The sequence below is a fragment of the Klebsiella sp. C360 genome, assembly GCF_048822415.1.
GTDB lineage: Bacteria > Pseudomonadota > Gammaproteobacteria > Enterobacterales > Enterobacteriaceae > Klebsiella > Klebsiella quasipneumoniae.
The window spans coordinates 178410-195339 of the sequence record NZ_JBMEZZ010000005.1 but is presented as its reverse complement, the minus strand read 5'-3'; the positions used below and the strand labels follow the sequence as shown (position 1 = coordinate 195339).

The window sequence follows — 16930 nt, the reverse complement described above, 5'->3', positions numbered from 1 at the left end:
AAAATGGCGATGGAAAACTACAATCCGCCGCAGGATCCCTGGCTGGTGATCCTGTATCAGGATGAGCACATCATGGTGGTCAACAAGCCGAGCGGCTTGTTGTCCGTGCCGGGTCGTCTTGATGAACATAAAGACAGCGTGATGACGCGCATTCAGCGCGACTTCCCGCAGGCCGAATCGGTGCATCGCCTTGATATGGCCACCAGCGGCGTGATTGTGGTGGCGCTGAATAAGGCGGCGGAACGCGAACTGAAGCGTCAGTTCCGCGAGCGCGAGCCGAAGAAGCAGTACATCGCCCGCGTCTGGGGCCATCCGCAGCCGGCGGAGGGCCTGGTGGATTTACCGCTGATTTGCGACTGGCCGAACCGGCCAAAGCAGAAGGTGTGTTATGAAACCGGCAAAGCGGCGCAGACCGAGTATGAGGTGCTGGAGTACGCGGAAGATAACACCGCCCGCGTGCGCCTGAAGCCGATTACCGGACGGTCGCACCAGCTGCGCGTGCATATGCTGGCGCTGGGGCATCCGATCCTTGGCGACCGCTTTTACGCCACGCCTGAGGCGCTGGCGATGGCCCCGCGCCTGCTGCTGCACGCCGAGACGCTCACCATTACCCACCCCGCCTACGGCAACGCGATGACCTTCCGCGCGCCGATCGACTTTTAGGACCTCCCCGGCAGCGCTTTGCCGCCGGGGAATACTGACCCGTTAATCGCGGGCAAACCACGCGTCAATCATCTGCTCAACGCGGGCAACGACGAGATCGGTGTCGTGACGACGGCTGCGCGCGCAGGCGTGCGCCGGCTCATCGCACAGCAGGCAGCGGCGCTGCGACTCGCCCAGCGACTGGCGTCCCACCTGCCCGCTCTGCGGACAGATCACATCGATATCCCACAAGCGTCCCAGCGGATGGCTCTGCTCCAGCGTACTGCACATCGCTTTGATTTCGCTGGCCGGGTGCGCCACGCACCACAGCGCTTCAGGCCCGGTCGGCAGCCACAGCACCTGACGATCCAGCGTTTGCCAGCGGTGCTTCCACAGCAGTTGATCGCAGGCCTGGAGGGCTACGCCCATCATGTTGCGATAGCGAATGCTGTCCTTCACCGCCCCGGGGGTCACCAGGGTCAGGGAAATAACAGGCTGCTGATAATGGGCCAACCAGTCGGCCTGGCGGGCTGCACGCTGCTCTTTCGCCGCCAGCAATGCGTCGATGCTGACGCCCGCCTGGGCGGGAGTATCCACTGACATTAATTCCTCTCCTACATATGATAAATGCGACAGCGCCTGGACTGTCATGATGATGGTTGCGATAGCCGATCGCGCGCTGATTGTAACGCTAAATGCGGAGCATTTAGGATACAGAACGCAGATATTTTCGGCGTTCTGTAGCGGAAAATAGCAGGTTTATCGCTGAGCGTAGCGTTATATCACGCCAGATAGTGGCTGAGGAACAGCAACCCCAGCGAGACATTTATCGCCCCGCCAATCCGGGTAGCGATCTGCGCGAACGGCATCAGGCTCATGCGGTTGCCGGCGGTCAGGATCGCCACATCGCCGGTGCCGCCCTGCCCGCTCTGGCAACAGGAGACAATCGCCACATCGATCGGGTGCATCCCTATCTTTTTACCGACCAGGAAACCGGTCGCCACCAGCGCGGAGACGGTGCTGACGATCACCAGCAGGTTGGTGAAGGTGAAGGCGTTCACCAGCTCCTGCCACGGGGTGATCGCCACGCCGACGGCAAAGAGGATCGGGTAGGTGACCGCGGTGCGGAAGAATTTATACACCATCTGCGATCCCTCCTGCAGGCGCGGAGAAACCACATTAGCCAGCTTTAACAGCACCGCGAGAAACAGCATGCCCACCGGCGCCGGCAAACCAATCAGTTTGTGGCCGAGCATCCCCATCATATACAGCAGCACCGCCAGCAGCGCGCCGGAGGCCAGCGTCCCGACGTCGGTTTTGCCGCTCATGCCTTCGCTCTCGCCGAGGCTGCGGGTTTCATGGCTGCGGTTCGGCATCAGCTGCCCTTCGCCGGTCAGATGCGGGAAGCGCTTGCCGAGCTGGTTGAGGCAGCCGGAGATGACGATCGCCGTCAGGCTGCCGAGCATCACCATCGGCAACACCCGGCCCAGGGCCACTCCCTGCTCCATATGCATTAGCGCGGCGTAGCCCATCGACAGCGGGATCGCCCCTTCTCCTACGCCGCCGGCCATGATCGGCAGCACGATAAAGAAGAACACCTGGAACGGCTCCATGCCCAGCAGCGTGCCGACGCCGATGCCCACGAGCATGCCGACCACCTCGCCGCACAGCATTGGGAAGAAGATCTTCAGGAAGCCCTGAATCAGGGTGGTGCGGTTCATACTCATGATGCTGCCGACGATAATGCAGCAGATATAGAGATAGAGGATGTTGGTGGATTTATAGAATTTGGTGGTGGATTCAACGACCACGTCCGGCAGCAAGCCGTAATGGACCAGCGCGGAAGGAATAAAAGTGGCGCAGATCGCCGCCGCGCCGAGTTTTCCCAGCACCGGCAGGCGTTTGCCAAACTCGCCGCAGGCGAAGCCAAAGAAAGCCAGCGTAGCCACCATCACCACGATATCGCTCGGCAGTTTACCGCCAAGGCAGTCGAGAGCGATCAGCCCCCCGGCCAGCAGAAACAGCGGCAGCGGGACGATCCCTACCTTCCAGTTATCCATGATGTGCCACCAGCGCTGCCTGAGCGTGGTTTTCGGCGTATTGATCGGTTCTAGGGTTGCAGAGAATGCGTTGTCTGTGGTGCTCATAAATTCAGCCCTGTCGTTATTATTCATTTTCAGCGTAAAGGGACAGCGGCGTCGTTAATGTGAAGCTCCCCGAATTAAAAAAGAAGTTTTAATGGTCACTATGGTTTTTATGGTTTCTATTCGCTGATCCGCGCCGGGGTGATATATCTCTGATTTATTATCGTGGTTTTTATGGTTTTTATTTCCCGCCACGCGTTATTTCCGCCGCGACCACTGGCGGTAGCCCGCGCCTGCGCCGCTGATCACAACTTTCCCTTAACATTTACGTCACGTGACAGAAAAATGATAGAGTGCCGGTATGGTGAATACGTCGTCCGGGACCTATGAAATTATCTTTTCAATATAAGCTGTTTATTTCGCTGGTCGCTTTTTTCTCCGTCCTGTTTATCGCGCTGGGTATTTATTATTACTTTGACGCCAGCCGCCAGCTTTATCAGGAAATGAGCGCCAGGGCCAAAATTCAGGCCGAAGAGATAGCCCTGATGCCAAATTTACGTCAGCAGGTCAGCCGGCATGACCCACAGGCGATTCAGGCGTTTATGCAGCAAATCGCCGCCCATAGCGACGCCAGCTTTATCGTCATCGGCGACCGCCAGGGGATGCATCTGTTTCATTCCGTCCATCCGGAGTGGGTCGGCACGCGGCTGGTCGGCGGCGACAACCAGGCGGTACTGGAGGGAAAGTCCATCACCACCATTCGCAAAGGCGGCCTGGGCGTCTCGCTGCGCAGTAAAACGCCCATCGTCGATGACGCGGGGCGGGTGATCGGCATTGTCTCCGTCGGCTACCTCACCAGCTATCTCGACAGCATTACCCTGAGCAAAGTGATCAATATTTTTATCGCCGCCGTCCTGCTGCTCACCGCCCTGTTTATCTTCTCCTGGTACTTTACCCGCAGCATCAAGAAACAGATTTTTTCGCTCGAGCCGCGGGAGATAGGCCTGCTGGTGCGCCAGCAAAAGGCGATGATGGAGTCGATCTTTGAGGGGGTGATCGTCATCGATCGCCAGCGGCGCATTGAGGTGATTAACCATGCCGCCCGCAGCCTGCTGGGACTCGGCCAGCCCGCCCGTCAGCTGCGCGGCCAGTCCATCGACAGCGTGATTTCCCCGCAGCCCTTTTTCGCCAGCGGCGACATGCTTGAGCGCGACACCCATGATGAACTGTGCCGCTTCAACCAGTTGACCGTGCTCGCCAGTCGGGTGCGCATTATGCTGGAGAATACCCTGCAGGGCTGGGTGATTACCTTCCGTGACCGCAATGAAATCAATGCCCTCACCGCCCAGCTGAGCCAGGTGAAGCGCTATGTCGACAATCTTCGCATCATGCGCCACGAGCAGCTCAACCGGATGACGACCCTCTCCGGCCTGCTGCATATGGGCCATTATGACGAAGCGATCCGCTATATTCAGGCCCAGTCGGAGCATGCTCAGGAGTTACTGGACTTTATCTCCTCGCACTTCCACTCGCCGACGCTGTGCGGTCTGCTGCTCGGCAAAGCCACTCGCGCCCGCGAAAAAGGCGTGGCGCTGAGCTTCGACCCGGCCTGCCGCATTGACCGTCCGCTGCCGTCGCTGATGGAATCCGAACTGATCTCCATCATCGGCAACCTGCTGGATAACGCCATCGAAGCCACGCAGCGCGCCGAGCTTCCGCATGAGCCGGTGGAAGTCCTGATCCAGCTCAACGCCCGGGAGCTGATTATCGAAGTGGCCGACCGCGGCGTCGGCATCCGCCCCGATATCCGCGAGCGCATTTTTGAACGCGGCATCACCACCAAAACCCGTGGCGATCACGGCATTGGTCTGTATCTTATTGAACATTATGTCACTCAGGCGGGCGGCACCATCGAAGTCGCCGATAACGCGCCGCGGGGAACGATCTTCACCCTGTTTATCCCGGCCGACGCGCCCGCCTGTCCGCAACCGGAGGCCCACGATGCATCATGACCTGGTCGATGTGCTAATCATTGAAGATGAGAGCGAGCTGGCGCGCCTGCACGCCGAGCTTGTGCAGAAACACCCGCGCCTGCGGCTGGCGGGCATGGCGGCCTCCCTCGCTCAGGCCCGTCAGTTGCTCCACGCCACGCCGCCGCAGCTGGTGCTGCTGGATAACTATTTGCCGGACGGCAAAGGGGTGACGCTGATGACCGACCCGGCGCTGGCGACCAGCCAATGCTCAGTGATCTTTATCACCGCCGCCAGCGATATGGAAACCTGCAGCCAGGCCATCCGCAACGGCGCCTTCGACTATATTCTTAAGCCGGTATCATGGAAGCGGCTGAGCCAGTCGCTGGAGCGTTTTATCCAGTTCTACGATCAGCAGCGGGAGTGGAAAATCGTCGATCAGCAGAACGTCGATTCCCTCTATCAATTGCAGGCGAAGAACTATCGTATGGATAGTGGCAGCAAAGGGATTGAAGAGAAAACGCTGGCGCTGGTGCAGGGTCTGTTTAGCGGCCGGGAAGCGCACTGCTTTTCCGTTGATGAGGTGGTCAGCGCCGCCGGGCTCAGCAAAACCACCGCCCGCCGCTATCTTGAACACGGCGTTGAGACCGGTTTTCTGGAGGTGGAGATGCTGTACGGAAAAATCGGCCATCCGCGGCGGCTGTATCGCCGCGCACAGGCCAAACGCTAACCCCCTCGCCGGGCGGGAGGGGCTGGAAAACTCAGAAGCCGCGCTGCTCTTTAATCAGCTCCCAGGCCTTCTGGATCTCCTGGGCTTTCTGTTTGGCCATCTCCATCATCTCCGGCGGCAGCCCTTTCGCCACCAGCTTGTCCGGATGGTGCTCGTTCATCAGCTTACGATAGGCGCGCTTCACCGTCGCCGCGTCGTCAGTCGGTTTCACCCCCAGCACGTTGCAGGCGTCCTCCAGCGTTGGACCGCGCTGCGCCTGCTGCCAGCCGGCGTTGCCGCCGTGCTGACCATAAGATTGCTGCTGCGAACCGCCGCCGAACTGGGCGCCGCCCTGCATCATTCGCAGGAATTGATCGAACTGGGCGCGGGAGATGCCAAGCTCATCGGCGATGACGAACAGCACTTCACGTTCGTTAGGGTGCAGTTCGCCGTCAGCGAACGCCGCCTGCAGCTGAATTTCCAGAAACATCCGAATCAGATCGAAGCGGCCAAAGCAGACGCTGCGCAGCTGGCGCATCTTCTCGCGCAGCGGATAATTGTCGGCCTTGCCGTCGCGAAATGCCTGCTGCGCCGCGGTGCGCGAAGCGCCGTGCAGATTCATGCGATCCATCAGCACATTGGCGACGTGAATATCCGCTTCGGTAACGCGGCCCTTGGACTTGGTCAGATGACCCATCACTTCAAAGGTGGTGGAAAAGAAGAGCGACTGACGCTCCTGCTGATTGGCGAAGAGATTCAACCGGCGGCTGCGCGCCCGGTCAAACATATGGCCGACCAGGAAGCCGAGCACCACGCCCCAGAACCCACCGCCCATCAGCAAAGCCACTGCCACGCCAATCACTTTACCCAAATACTGCATAGACTCCCCAACTGTTTGTCGCCGTTAAGCACGAATATGACCGCACGTTACCCGGCACTCGCGCCTCGGTCAATTGTGGGACATAGCCTATAATTTGCTTTATCATACTCGTCATTCAACAGGGTGCCTAACGCTCGGGCTCGAAACGGGCAGGATTAACACTAGCGTGATAAAGTTGAGTAAGTTAGGCTCTGACCGTTTGCAAGCCGCTGCCACAAGATGATGGAACAATAAATACAACGTATGAAAAAACGTATTCCCAGCCTCCTGGCTACGATGATTGCCAGCGCCTTGTATAGCCAACAAGGCCTCGCTGCCGATCTCGCAACGCAATGTATGCTTGGCGTGCCAAGCTATGATCGTCCGCTCGTGGAAGGTCGGCCTGGCGATCTGCCGGTGACGATTAACGCCGATCATGCGAAGGGCAACTACCCGGACAACGCCGTCTTTACCGGCAACGTCGATATTAACCAGGGGAATAGCCGCCTCCGCGCCGACGAAGTTCAGCTGCATCAGCAGCAGGCCGCGGGCCAGGCGCAGCCGGTGCGCACGGTGGACGCGCTGGGCAACGTGCACTACGACGATAACCAGGTGATCCTTAAAGGGCCAAAAGCCTGGTCGAATCTGAATACCAAAGATACCAACGTCTGGCAGGGCGATTATCAAATGGTCGGACGCCAGGGACGCGGCACCGCTGACCTGATGAAACAGCGCGGCGAAAACCGCTATACCATTCTGGAAAACGGCAGCTTTACCTCCTGTCTGCCGGGCTCCGACACCTGGAGCGTCGTGGGCAGCGAAGTCATCCACGATCGCGAAGAGCAAGTTGCCGAGATCTGGAACGCCCGCTTCAAGCTTGGCTCCGTGCCGATTTTCTATAGCCCCTACCTGCAGCTGCCGGTGGGCGATAAGCGTCGTTCAGGCTTCCTGATCCCGAACGCGAAATACAGCACCAAAAACGGCGTGGAATTCTCCCTGCCGTACTACTGGAACATCGCGCCAAACTTCGATGCCACTATCACCCCGCACTATATGAACAAGCGCGGCGGCGTGATGTGGGAAAACGAATTCCGCTATCTGACCCAGCTCGGCAGCGGCTTAACGGAGTTTGACTACCTGCCGTCGGATAAAGTCTACGAAGACGACCACTCCAGCGACAGCAACAGCCGCCGCTGGCTGTTCTATTGGAACCACTCCGGGGTTATCGATCAGGTGTGGCGTCTGAACGCTGACTACACCAAGGTCAGCGATCCTGACTACTTCAACGATTTCAGCTCGAAGTATGGTTCCAGTACCGACGGCTATGCGACGCAGAAATTCAGCGCCGGGTATGTCAATCAGAACTTTGACGCCACGGTCTCAACCAAGCAGTTCCAGGTCTTCGATCGGGAGTCGAGCAACTCCTACTCGGCTGAGCCGCAGCTCGACATCAACTACTACCAGAACGATGTCGGTCCGTTCGATACCCATCTGTACGGCCAGGTCGCCCATTTTGTTAACTCGAACAACAACATGCCGGAAGCGACCCGCGTTCACTTCGAACCGACGATCAACCTGCCGCTGTCCAACGGCTGGGGGAGTCTGAATACCGAAGCCAAGCTGCTGGCGACCCACTACCAGCAGAGCAATCTTGATAAGTACAACGCCGCCAACGGTACAGACTACAAAGAGTCCGTTAGCCGCGTGATGCCGCAGTTTAAAATCGACGGCAAAATGGTCTTTGAGCGCGACCTGCAGGAGGGATTCACCCAAACGCTGGAACCGCGCATGCAGTATCTGTACGTGCCGTACCGCGATCAGAGTGAAATCGGCAGCTACGACTCCACGCTGTTGCAGTCGGACTACACCGGCCTGTTCCGCGACCGTACCTATAGCGGTCTGGACCGCATCGCGTCGGCCAATCAGGTCACTACCGGTATCACCTCGCGCGTGTATGACGCCGCCGCGGTGGAACGTTTTAACATTTCCGTTGGTCAAATCTACTATTTCACCGAGTCACGCACCGGTGATGACAACATCAACTGGGAGAACAACGACACCACGGGTTCACTGGTATGGGCCGGCGACACCTACTGGCGCATTGCCGATAACTGGGGTCTGCGCGGCGGGATCCAGTATGATACGCGTCTGGATAACGTTGCAACCGGCAACGGCACCATTGAATACCGTCGCGATGAAAACCGCTTAGTCCAGCTTAACTATCGTTACGCCAGCCCGGAATATATTCAGGCCACGCTGCCGTCATATTCCACTGCGGCGCAATATAAAGAGGGTATTTCGCAGGTCGGGATGACCGCCAGCTGGCCGATCGTCGATCGCTGGTCCGTGGTCGGGGCCTACTACTACGATACCAATACCCGGAAAGCAGCAAACCAGATGTTGGGTGTCCAGTATAACTCCTGCTGCTACGCCATCCGTCTTGGCTACGAACGTAAAGTCAACGGTTGGGATAGCAACAACAATGGCGGCGAGAGCAAATACGACAACACCTTCGGAATCAATATCGAATTGCGCGGTCTGAGCTCTAATTACGGCCTCGGCACCCAGCAGATGCTGCGTTCGAACATTTTACCGTACCAGAGCTCCCTGTGATGCGGCTGGTTTACAACATCATCCGCATTTGCGGTTAATCGAAATGGAAAAAGTATGAAGAACTGGAAAACGCTGCTTCTCGGTATCGCCATGATCGCGAATACCAGTTTCGCTGCCCCCCAGGTGGTCGATAAAGTAGCGGCCGTCGTCAATAATGGCGTCGTACTGGAAAGCGACGTCGATGGTTTGATGCAATCGGTTAAGCTCAATGCTGGTCAGGCTGGCCAACAGCTACCGGATGACGCGACCCTGCGCCATCAGATCCTCGAAAGACTGATCATGGACCAGATCGTGTTACAGATGGGGCAGAAAATGGGCGTGAAGGTCTCTGACGACCAGCTCGATCAGGCCATCGCCAACATCGCCAAACAAAACAATATGACCATGGATCAGATGCGCAGCCGTCTGGCCTATGAAGGCATCAACTACAACACCTACCGTAACCAGATCCGTAAAGAGATGCTGATTTCGGAAGTGCGTAACAATGAAGTGCGTCGTCGCATCACCGTGCTGCCGCAGGAAGTGGAAGCGCTGGCCAAACAGATCGGCGACCAGAACGACGCCAGCACCGAGCTTAACCTGAGCCACATCCTGCTCCCGCTGCCGGAGAACCCGACCTCTGATGAAGTCGCCGCGGCTCAGGAGCAAGCGAATGCCATCGTTGAGCAAGCGCGCAACGGCGCCAACTTCGGTAAACTGGCGATCACCTACTCCGCCGACCAACAGGCGCTGAAGGGCGGCCAGATGGGTTGGGGTCGTATCCAGGAGCTGCCGGGCATTTTCGCCCAGGCGTTAAGCACCGCGAAGAAAGGGGATATCGTCGGTCCGATCCGTTCCGGCGTCGGCTTCCACATTCTGAAAGTGAATGACCTGCGCGGCGGGACCCAGAACATCTCCGTCACCGAAGTGCATGCCCGTCATATTCTGCTGAAGCCATCGCCAATCATGAACGATGCGCAGGCTCAGGCTAAGCTGGAGCAGATTGCCGCCGACATTAAGAGCGGGAAAACCACCTTCGCTAAAGCGGCGAAAGCGTATTCTGAAGATCCAGGCTCGGCGAACCAGGGCGGTGATTTAGGCTGGGCCACGCCGGATATCTTCGACCCGGCGTTCCGCGATGCGCTGATGCGTCTGAACAAAGGGCAGACCAGCGGACCGGTGCACTCCTCCTTCGGCTGGCATCTGATCGAACTGCTGGATAGCCGTCAGGTCGACAGAACCGACGCCGCGCAGAAAGATCGTGCTTACCGTATGCTGATGAACCGCAAATTCTCTGAAGAAGCGGCAACCTGGATGCAGGAACAGCGCGCCAGTGCGTATGTTAAAATTCTGAGCAACTAATATCGATGCCTGAAACCCGTAAAGTTGTTATCACTCCCGGCGAACCCGCCGGGATTGGCCCTGACCTGGTCGTGCAGCTTGCCCAGCGCGACTGGCCAGTTGAGCTGGTGATCTGCGCCGACGGCGCCCTGTTAACTGACCGAGCCCAGAGGCTCGGTCTTCCTTTATCTCTCCTGCCATACGATGCTGCGCAACCGCCCGTTCCGCAGCGTGCCGGTACGCTGACGCTGCTTAACGTACCGCTGAGCGTCCCGGCGGAGCCCGGCGTGCTGAACGTACAAAACGGCGCCTACGTAGTCGAGACGCTGGCGCGCGCCTGCGACGGCTGCCTGAGCGGCGAATTTGCGGCGTTAGTGACCGGCCCGGTGCACAAAGGCAACATCAACGACGCCGGCATCGCCTTCACCGGTCATACCGAGTTCTTCGAAGAGCGCGCGCAGGCCAGCAAAGTGGTGATGATGCTGGCGACCGAGGAGCTGCGGGTGGCGCTGGTGACGACCCATCTGCCGTTGAAAGCCATCAGCGAGGCGATAACGCCCGACCTGCTGCGCGAGATCATCACGATTCTCGATCACGACCTGCGCACAAAATTTGGCATTGCTCAGCCGCATGTGCTGGTTTGCGGGCTTAACCCGCACGCTGGCGAAGGCGGTCATATGGGAACGGAAGAGATAGACACCATCATTCCGGTGCTGGAAGAGATGCGCGCGAAGGGGATGCACCTCAGCGGTCCGCTGCCGGCTGACACCCTTTTCCAGCCCAAATACCTTGACCATGCCGATGCGGTACTCGCGATGTACCACGATCAGGGCCTGCCCGTGCTAAAATACCAGGGCTTTGGCCGCGGCGTGAATATTACGCTCGGTTTACCTTTTATTCGTACCTCCGTCGACCACGGCACCGCGCTGGAATTAGCGGGCCAGGGAACAGCGGACGTCGGCAGTTTTATCACGGCGCTTAATCTCGCCATCAAAATGATTGTTAATACCCAATGAATAATCGAGTCCATCAGGGCCATTTAGCCCGTAAACGCTTCGGGCAGAACTTCCTCAACGATCAGTTTGTGATCGACAGCATCGTCTCGGCGATTAATCCGCAGAAAGGCCAGGCGATGGTTGAAATCGGCCCCGGTCTCGCCGCGCTGACCGAGCCGGTCGGTGAACGCCTTGACCAGCTGACCGTTATCGAGCTGGACCGCGATCTGGCAGCCCGCCTGCAGACGCATCCGTTCCTCGGGCCGAAGCTGACCATTTATCAGCAGGATGCGATGACCATGAACTTCGGCGAACTGGCGGAGAAAATGGGTCAGCCGCTGCGCGTCTTCGGCAACCTGCCGTACAATATTTCGACCCCGCTGATGTTCCATCTGTTCAGCTATACTGATGCCATTGCCGATATGCACTTTATGCTGCAGAAGGAAGTGGTGAATCGTCTGGTTGCCGGACCGAACAGTAAGGCGTATGGTCGGTTAAGCGTGATGGCGCAATATTATTGCCAGGTGATCCCGGTACTCGAAGTGCCGCCGAGCGCGTTTACCCCGCCGCCTAAGGTCGATTCCGCGGTGGTTCGCCTGGTGCCGCACAGCACGATGCCATATCCGGTCAAAGAGATCCGGGTGCTGAGCCGCATCACCACCGAAGCGTTCAACCAGCGCCGCAAGACCATCCGCAACAGTCTCGGCAATCTGTTCAGCGTGGACGTGCTGACCGAGCTGGGCATCGACCCGGCCATGCGTGCAGAAAATATTTCCGTGGCGCAGTACTGCCAGATGGCCAACTGGCTGTCTGACAATCTGCCATCGAAGGAGAGCTAACCATGATCAATTCGCCTCGTGTTTGCGTTCAGGTGCAAAGCGTCTATATCGAATCGCAGTCTTCTCCGGAAGAAGAGCGCTACGTCTTCGCTTATACCGTCACCATTCGCAATCTGGGGCGGAGTCAGGTTCAGCTGCTTGGCCGCTACTGGCTCATCACTAACGGCCACGGTCGTGAGACTGAAGTTCAGGGTGAAGGGGTGGTCGGCGAGCAACCGCATATTCCCGCCGGCGGTGAATATCAATATACCAGCGGCGCGGTCATTGAAACGCCGCTGGGAACCATGCAGGGTCATTATGAGATGATCGATATCGACGGCGCGCCGTTCCGTATCGAGATCCCTGTTTTCCGTCTCGCAGTTCCAACGCTCATTCATTAAAACAATGTCAACATACCTTATTGGCGACGTTCACGGTTGCTACGATGAACTGATCGCATTATTAGCGCAGGTTGAATTCGACCCGGCGATCGATACGCTGTGGCTGACCGGCGATCTGGTGGCCCGTGGCCCGGGGTCGCTGGAGGTTCTGCGCTATGTCAAATCTCTGGGCAACAGCGTGCGACTGGTGCTGGGCAATCATGATTTACACCTGCTGGCGGTCTTCGCCGGCATCAGCCGCAACAAGCCGAAGGATCGTCTGAAATCACTGCTGGAAGCGCCGGATGCCGATGAGCTCCTCAACTGGCTGCGTCGTCAGCCGCTGCTCCAGGTGGACGAAGAGAAAAAGCTGGTGATGGCCCACGCCGGCATCACCCCGCAGTGGGATCTGGAGACTGCCCAGCAGTGCGCGCGCGATGTAGAAGCGGTGCTCTCCAGCGACTCCTACCCTTTCTTCCTCGATGCCATGTACGGCGACATGCCGAATCACTGGAGCAACGAGCTGAGCGGCCTGGCGCGCCTGCGCTTTATCTCTAACGCCTTCACCCGCATGCGCTACTGCTTCCCGAACGGCCAGCTGGATATGTACTCGAAAGAAGCGCCCGAGGACGCCCCGGCGCCGCTGAAGCCGTGGTTTGCCATTCCGGGACCGGTCAGCAGTGCCTACAGCATTGCCTTTGGCCACTGGGCGTCGCTGGAGGGACGCGGTACGCCGGAGGGCATTTACGCGCTGGATACCGGCTGCTGCTGGGGGGGGGAACTCACCTGCCTGCGCTGGGAGGATAAGCAGTACTTTACCCAGCCGTCGAACCGGCAGAAAAGCCTCGACGAAGGCGAAGCCGTCGCGTCCTGAAGAAACAGGCGCCGTTCCCCAGGCCCGCGCAAGCGCAGCGCCGCCGGGCAAGAACTGCCGGCGCGGAGCCTCGTTTGTGTCGGGTGGCGGCTAACGCCTTACCCGACCTACGTACGTGCCATTTGTCACCCCGGGCAGCGCTCCGGAAAAACGCTCCCCGCGACGGGAAACCTGGCGCAGGCCCGCGCAAGCGCAGCGCCGCCGGGCAAGAACTGCGGGCGCGGAGCCACGTTTGTGTCGGGTGGCGGCTAACGCCTTACCCGACCTACGTTTACGTGCCATTTGTCACCCCGGGCAGCGCGCCGGAAAGACGCACCCGCGACAGGAAACCTGGCCCAGGCCCGCGCAAGCGCAGCGCCGCCGGGCAAGAACTGCGGGCGCGGAGCCTCGTTTGTGTCGGGTGGCGGCTAACGCCTTACCCGACCTACGTTTACGTGCCATTTGTCACCCCGGGCAGCGCGCCGGAAAAACGCACCCCGCGACGGGAAACCTGGCGTAGAAAAATAGTGGCAGCGGCATCCGCGCTGAATTCACGCCAAAGAAAACCCCGGTCACGCCAGACGCGACCGGGGTTTTTTCATTGCTATCCTTCCCGCTTAACGGCGTTCGAGGATCTCAAAGCAGTAGCTGTGGGAGTTCTGCGCGTCGGCGTCATGAAACTCGCTGAACACCGATTCCCACTGGTCCGGATCGTAATCCGGGAAATGGGTATCGCCTTCCACTTCCGCATCGATATGGGTCAGATAGAGCTTCTGCGCCTTCGGCAGGAACTGCTCATAAACCCGACCGCCGCCGATCACCATGATCTCTTCCACATCGCCGCAGGCGGCAATCGCTTCGTCAACGGAGGAGACCCACTGCACGCGATCGTCGCTGCCTGGCTTGCTGCTGATCACGATATTTTTACGCCCCGGCAACGGGCGCCCAATGGATTCCCAGGTCAGACGCCCCATCACTACCGGCTTATTTAATGTGTTGCGTTTGAACCAGGCGAGATCGGCAGGCAGGTTCCATGGCATGGCGTTTTCCATACCAATGACGCGATCTACCGCTAACGCCGCAATCAGACTGATCATTCATTCATTCCTGAGTACAAAAAATTGTCGCCACTATACGGAAAGCGTACAACTTCGTCGACTGGCCGGAGGGTAAAGAATAAGAAAATTTTCTGATTTGCTGGCAAGCCCACGTTCGTGCCGTGGGCCGCCAGAACAGGATCCAAACGAAAACAAAATGTTACTGATTAACGTCAGGCGGAGGGCTTATTTTCCGGCTCATCGGCGATATCCCCGGTGTGCCTGCCCTCTTCCGTCCCCTGCCAGCCGTGACGCTGCACCAGCGACAGATGATGACGATCTTCGTTGATGATGCCGGTCAGCATATCGCTGGTCCGCTTGAAGACCGCCACCCGCGACGCCGCGTCGTTTTCCGCCATCGCCACCATCTCTTCGACCATCTGCAGGTTGAAGCGACGGAACAGATCGGCCCGCTCGCGCGCTTCATACGCGCCGAGCCCCAGCGCCTCCAGCGTCATCCGGCCGGATTTCAGCGCCGCCTCGAAGGTTTCACGCTCCGGGGCTTCGACGCCAGCCTGACGCAGTTGGATATAGTGATCGACATCGCGGGCGCGGGAGATAATCTGCAGATGCGGAAAATGCTCTTTTACCCTCGCCACCAGCTCCAGGCTGACGTGCGGATCGTCAATGGCATTGATCAACACCTCCGCCTTTTCGGCGCCAGCCGACTCCAGCAGATCGACCCGGGTGGCATCGCCGTAGAAGACCTTCATATCAAATTTGCGCAGGGTATCGACATGGTCCGGGTCGTGATCGAGGATCACCATCTTCACCCCGCTGGAGAGCAGCAGTCGCCCGGCGATCTGCCCGAAGCGGCCAAAGCCGGCGACAATCACCCGCGGCTGCTCTTCATCAATCTCGTCCGCATCCCGCGCCTGGCCGCTGGAGGATTTCTCCAGACGGGTCAGCAGCACCAGCAGGATGGGGGTTGCCGCCATCGACAGCGCCACCGCCAGGGTCAGCGCCTTTGCCCATTCGCCGTCCAGCACCTCCGCCATCCGCGCGGCGCCAAATACCACAAACGCGAACTCACTCCCCTGCCCCAGCAGCACCGCAAACCAGCGGCGCTGGGCGCGAGGCACGCCAAGCGGTCTGGCGATAAGCCACAGCATCAGCATTTTTATCGCCAGGAAACCCACCAGCAAAATCACAATACGCAGCGGGTGGGTAACCAGGGTGCCGAAATCAATCGACATCCCGACGCCGATAAAGAACAGCCCCAGCAGCAGGCCCTTAAACGGCTCAATATCGCTCTCCAGCGCATGGCGATACTCGGAGCTGGCCAGCAGCACCCCGGCGAGAAACGCCCCCATCGCCATCGACAGCCCCACCTCTTCCAGCAACAGCCCAAAGCCGAAGACCAGGAACAGGGCCACGGCGCTGAACACTTCGCGCAGACCGGAACGGGCGACAAAGCGCAGCAGCGGACGGGTCAGATAGCGCCCCAGAACCACCACCAGCGCCAGCGCCGCGGCCACCTTCAGCGCGGAGAGGGCAAAAGCCATCAGCGAAGTGGCGCCGCCGCTGGCCGCCAGCAGCGGGATCATCGCCACCAGCGGGATCGCCGCGATATCCTGGAACAGCAGCACCGCGAAGGCGCTGCGCCCCATCTGCGACATCGTCAAATTGCGCTCATTCATCGCCTGCATGGCGATAGCGGTTGAGGAGAGCGCCAGGGTCATACCGATCAGCTCGGCCACCTGCCAGCGCAGGCCCAGCAGCATGCAAAAGAGGCCGATCAATACTCCACAGGCCACCATCTGCAGCGCGCCGCCGCCAAACACCGAAGCGCGCAGCTTCCACAGACGCTGCGGATCCAGCTCCAGACCAATGACGAACAGCATCAGCACCACGCCAATCTCGGCAAAGTGCAGAATCGCCTCGGCGTCGGTCACCAGCCGCAGCCCCCACGGCCCGATAATACAGCCGGCGATGAGATAGCCCAGCACCGACCCAAGCCCAAGGCGGACGGCGATGGGCACAATCAGCGCCGCGGCGCCCAGGTAAATCAGCGCCTGTATCAGCGTATGGCTATCCATTCTGATGTGCCTCCTGCCAGTCGATTAAGCGTTGACGATAGTGGCGAGCCTGCGCCTGCAGCGTTTCGTCATCGCAGATAAAGGTGCAGTGCATGGCGAACGGCGGCAGCCATTTCATCCCGCAGTAAAGCGCGGTGGCCTGCAGCGGCTGCGCCAGCACCGGAAAACCGGGAAACGAACCGATATCAAAGTGGCTTTCACCGCCGCCGGTGGTCACCGCCCACATCAGCGATTTACCACGCAGCGCAATACCGTTATGGCCATAGGCCCAGCCGTGCGACAGCACTTTGTCCATCCACAGCTTCAGCAGCGGCGGCACGCTATACCACTGCATCGGGTGCTGCCAGATAACCAGATCGGCACGGGCGAGCGCCGCCTGCTCGGCGGCGACATCGATATTAAAGTCGGGATAGAGTTGATAAAGGGAGCGTATCTCTACGCCTTCAAGCGTCCCTGCTTGTTCAAGCATTCGCTTATTCGCATGAGAATGCTGCGGATAAGGATGCGCATAAATTATCAGAATCATTGATTGGCCTGCGTTAGCTCTTGTC

At 59.0% G+C, this 16930-nt stretch carries 15 protein-coding genes; 9 read left to right on the top strand and 6 right to left on the bottom strand.

Translation table 11 applies throughout. The features are described 5' to 3' along the window. Positions 1-3 precede the first annotated feature (3 nt). On the top strand, positions 4-663 hold the full coding sequence (gene rluA / locus ACOI7D_RS15870) for a bifunctional tRNA pseudouridine(32) synthase/23S rRNA pseudouridine(746) synthase RluA (protein WP_023291957.1): 660 nt from the start codon (positions 4-6) through the stop codon (positions 661-663). Positions 664-705: 42 nt separating this feature from the next. Here rluA and citX read toward each other — a convergent pair whose 3' ends face one another. Beyond that, positions 706-1245, bottom strand: coding sequence for a citrate lyase holo-[acyl-carrier protein] synthase (gene citX / locus ACOI7D_RS15865; protein WP_004204286.1), 540 nt, complete (start codon positions 1243-1245; stop codon positions 706-708). A gap of 179 nt (positions 1246-1424) precedes the next feature. Beyond that, entirely contained in the window at positions 1425-2789 is a 1365-nt protein-coding gene (locus ACOI7D_RS15860; protein ID WP_104467227.1) for a 2-hydroxycarboxylate transporter family protein, read from the bottom strand. 323 nt (positions 2790-3112) lie between these two features. Between ACOI7D_RS15860 and ACOI7D_RS15855 the strand changes: the two genes are divergently transcribed. Then, the gene (locus tag ACOI7D_RS15855) at positions 3113-4738 is read left to right on the top strand and encodes an ATP-binding protein (protein ID WP_060591121.1); all 1626 of its coding nucleotides are present in this window, start codon (positions 3113-3115) and stop codon (positions 4736-4738) included. Next, on the top strand, positions 4728-5426 hold the full coding sequence (locus tag ACOI7D_RS15850) for a response regulator (RefSeq protein WP_023291954.1): 699 nt from the start codon (positions 4728-4730) through the stop codon (positions 5424-5426). Before ACOI7D_RS15855 ends, ACOI7D_RS15850 begins: the two co-directional genes overlap by 11 nt. A gap of 31 nt (positions 5427-5457) precedes the next feature. On the opposite strand, the gene djlA is transcribed toward ACOI7D_RS15850, so the two are convergent. Further along, positions 5458-6285 (bottom strand): co-chaperone DjlA, encoded by an 828-nt coding sequence (djlA, locus tag ACOI7D_RS15845; protein ID WP_008807470.1) that lies wholly within the window; start codon positions 6283-6285, stop codon positions 5458-5460. 243 nt (positions 6286-6528) lie between these two features. Between djlA and lptD the strand changes: the two genes are divergently transcribed. From lptD to apaH, 6 genes are read left to right on the top strand one after another with little or no spacing between them, the layout of a single operon-like run. Next, positions 6529-8877 carry an LPS assembly protein LptD gene (gene lptD, locus ACOI7D_RS15840; protein WP_032429098.1) on the top strand — a complete coding sequence of 783 codons (2349 nt, stop codon included), beginning with the start codon at positions 6529-6531 and terminating at the stop codon, positions 8875-8877. 54 nt (positions 8878-8931) lie between these two features. After that, complete coding sequence (gene surA / locus ACOI7D_RS15835; RefSeq protein WP_023291952.1) at positions 8932-10218, top strand: peptidylprolyl isomerase SurA; 1287 nt, start codon at positions 8932-8934, stop codon at positions 10216-10218. A 5-nt stretch (positions 10219-10223) separates the two neighbouring features. Next, positions 10224-11213, top strand: a complete 990-nt coding sequence (gene pdxA, locus ACOI7D_RS15830; protein ID WP_023291951.1) for a 4-hydroxythreonine-4-phosphate dehydrogenase PdxA — start codon at positions 10224-10226, stop codon at positions 11211-11213. Beyond that, positions 11210-12031: a 16S rRNA (adenine(1518)-N(6)/adenine(1519)-N(6))-dimethyltransferase RsmA gene (gene rsmA, locus ACOI7D_RS15825; protein WP_023291950.1), complete on the top strand. Its 822-nt coding sequence runs from the start codon at positions 11210-11212 to the stop codon at positions 12029-12031. The genes pdxA and rsmA overlap by 4 nt, the downstream gene beginning before the upstream one ends. 2 nt (positions 12032-12033) lie before the next feature. Continuing rightward, positions 12034-12411 carry a Co2+/Mg2+ efflux protein ApaG gene (gene apaG, locus ACOI7D_RS15820; RefSeq protein WP_004204274.1) on the top strand — a complete coding sequence of 126 codons (378 nt, stop codon included), beginning with the start codon at positions 12034-12036 and terminating at the stop codon, positions 12409-12411. 4 nt (positions 12412-12415) lie between these two features. Beyond that, a complete protein-coding gene (apaH, locus tag ACOI7D_RS15815; RefSeq protein WP_060591119.1) occupies positions 12416-13264 on the top strand; it encodes a bis(5'-nucleosyl)-tetraphosphatase (symmetrical) ApaH in 849 nt (282 codons plus the stop codon). 596 nt (positions 13265-13860) lie between these two features. Here the strand turns inward: apaH and folA are convergent. From folA to kefF, 3 genes are all read right to left on the bottom strand, one after another. Further along, positions 13861-14340, bottom strand: a complete 480-nt coding sequence (gene folA / locus ACOI7D_RS15810) for a type 3 dihydrofolate reductase (RefSeq protein WP_004204271.1) — start codon at positions 14338-14340, stop codon at positions 13861-13863. Positions 14341-14513: 173 nt separating this feature from the next. Then, the gene (kefC, locus tag ACOI7D_RS15805; protein WP_023291948.1) at positions 14514-16379 is read right to left on the bottom strand and encodes a glutathione-regulated potassium-efflux system protein KefC; all 1866 of its coding nucleotides are present in this window, start codon (positions 16377-16379) and stop codon (positions 14514-14516) included. Beyond that, complete coding sequence (gene kefF, locus ACOI7D_RS15800; protein ID WP_004204269.1) at positions 16372-16905, bottom strand: glutathione-regulated potassium-efflux system oxidoreductase KefF; 534 nt, start codon at positions 16903-16905, stop codon at positions 16372-16374. The genes kefC and kefF overlap by 8 nt, the downstream gene beginning before the upstream one ends. Positions 16906-16930: the final 25 nt, after the last annotated feature.

What these genes read in the sequence shown, in the direction of transcription:
- folA (WP_004204271.1), bottom strand. Translation starts at nt 14,340, where the DNA reads ATGATCAGTCTGATTGCGGCGTTAGCGGTAGATCGCGTCATTGGTATG.
- ACOI7D_RS15855 (WP_060591121.1), top strand. Translation starts at nt 3,113, where the DNA reads ATGAAATTATCTTTTCAATATAAGCTGTTTATTTCGCTGGTCGCTTTT.
- djlA (WP_008807470.1), bottom strand. Translation starts at nt 6,285, where the DNA reads ATGCAGTATTTGGGTAAAGTGATTGGCGTGGCAGTGGCTTTGCTGATG.
- surA (WP_023291952.1), top strand. Translation starts at nt 8,932, where the DNA reads ATGAAGAACTGGAAAACGCTGCTTCTCGGTATCGCCATGATCGCGAAT.
- kefF (WP_004204269.1), bottom strand. Translation starts at nt 16,905, where the DNA reads ATGATTCTGATAATTTATGCGCATCCTTATCCGCAGCATTCTCATGCG.
- apaH (WP_060591119.1), top strand. Translation starts at nt 12,416, where the DNA reads ATGTCAACATACCTTATTGGCGACGTTCACGGTTGCTACGATGAACTG.
- apaG (WP_004204274.1), top strand. Translation starts at nt 12,034, where the DNA reads ATGATCAATTCGCCTCGTGTTTGCGTTCAGGTGCAAAGCGTCTATATC.
- rsmA (WP_023291950.1), top strand. Translation starts at nt 11,210, where the DNA reads ATGAATAATCGAGTCCATCAGGGCCATTTAGCCCGTAAACGCTTCGGG.
- lptD (WP_032429098.1), top strand. Translation starts at nt 6,529, where the DNA reads ATGAAAAAACGTATTCCCAGCCTCCTGGCTACGATGATTGCCAGCGCC.
- rluA (WP_023291957.1), top strand. Translation starts at nt 4, where the DNA reads ATGGCGATGGAAAACTACAATCCGCCGCAGGATCCCTGGCTGGTGATC.
- ACOI7D_RS15850 (WP_023291954.1), top strand. Translation starts at nt 4,728, where the DNA reads ATGCATCATGACCTGGTCGATGTGCTAATCATTGAAGATGAGAGCGAG.
- citX (WP_004204286.1), bottom strand. Translation starts at nt 1,245, where the DNA reads ATGTCAGTGGATACTCCCGCCCAGGCGGGCGTCAGCATCGACGCATTG.
- ACOI7D_RS15860 (WP_104467227.1), bottom strand. Translation starts at nt 2,789, where the DNA reads ATGAGCACCACAGACAACGCATTCTCTGCAACCCTAGAACCGATCAAT.
- kefC (WP_023291948.1), bottom strand. Translation starts at nt 16,379, where the DNA reads ATGGATAGCCATACGCTGATACAGGCGCTGATTTACCTGGGCGCCGCG.
- pdxA (WP_023291951.1), top strand. Translation starts at nt 10,224, where the DNA reads ATGCCTGAAACCCGTAAAGTTGTTATCACTCCCGGCGAACCCGCCGGG.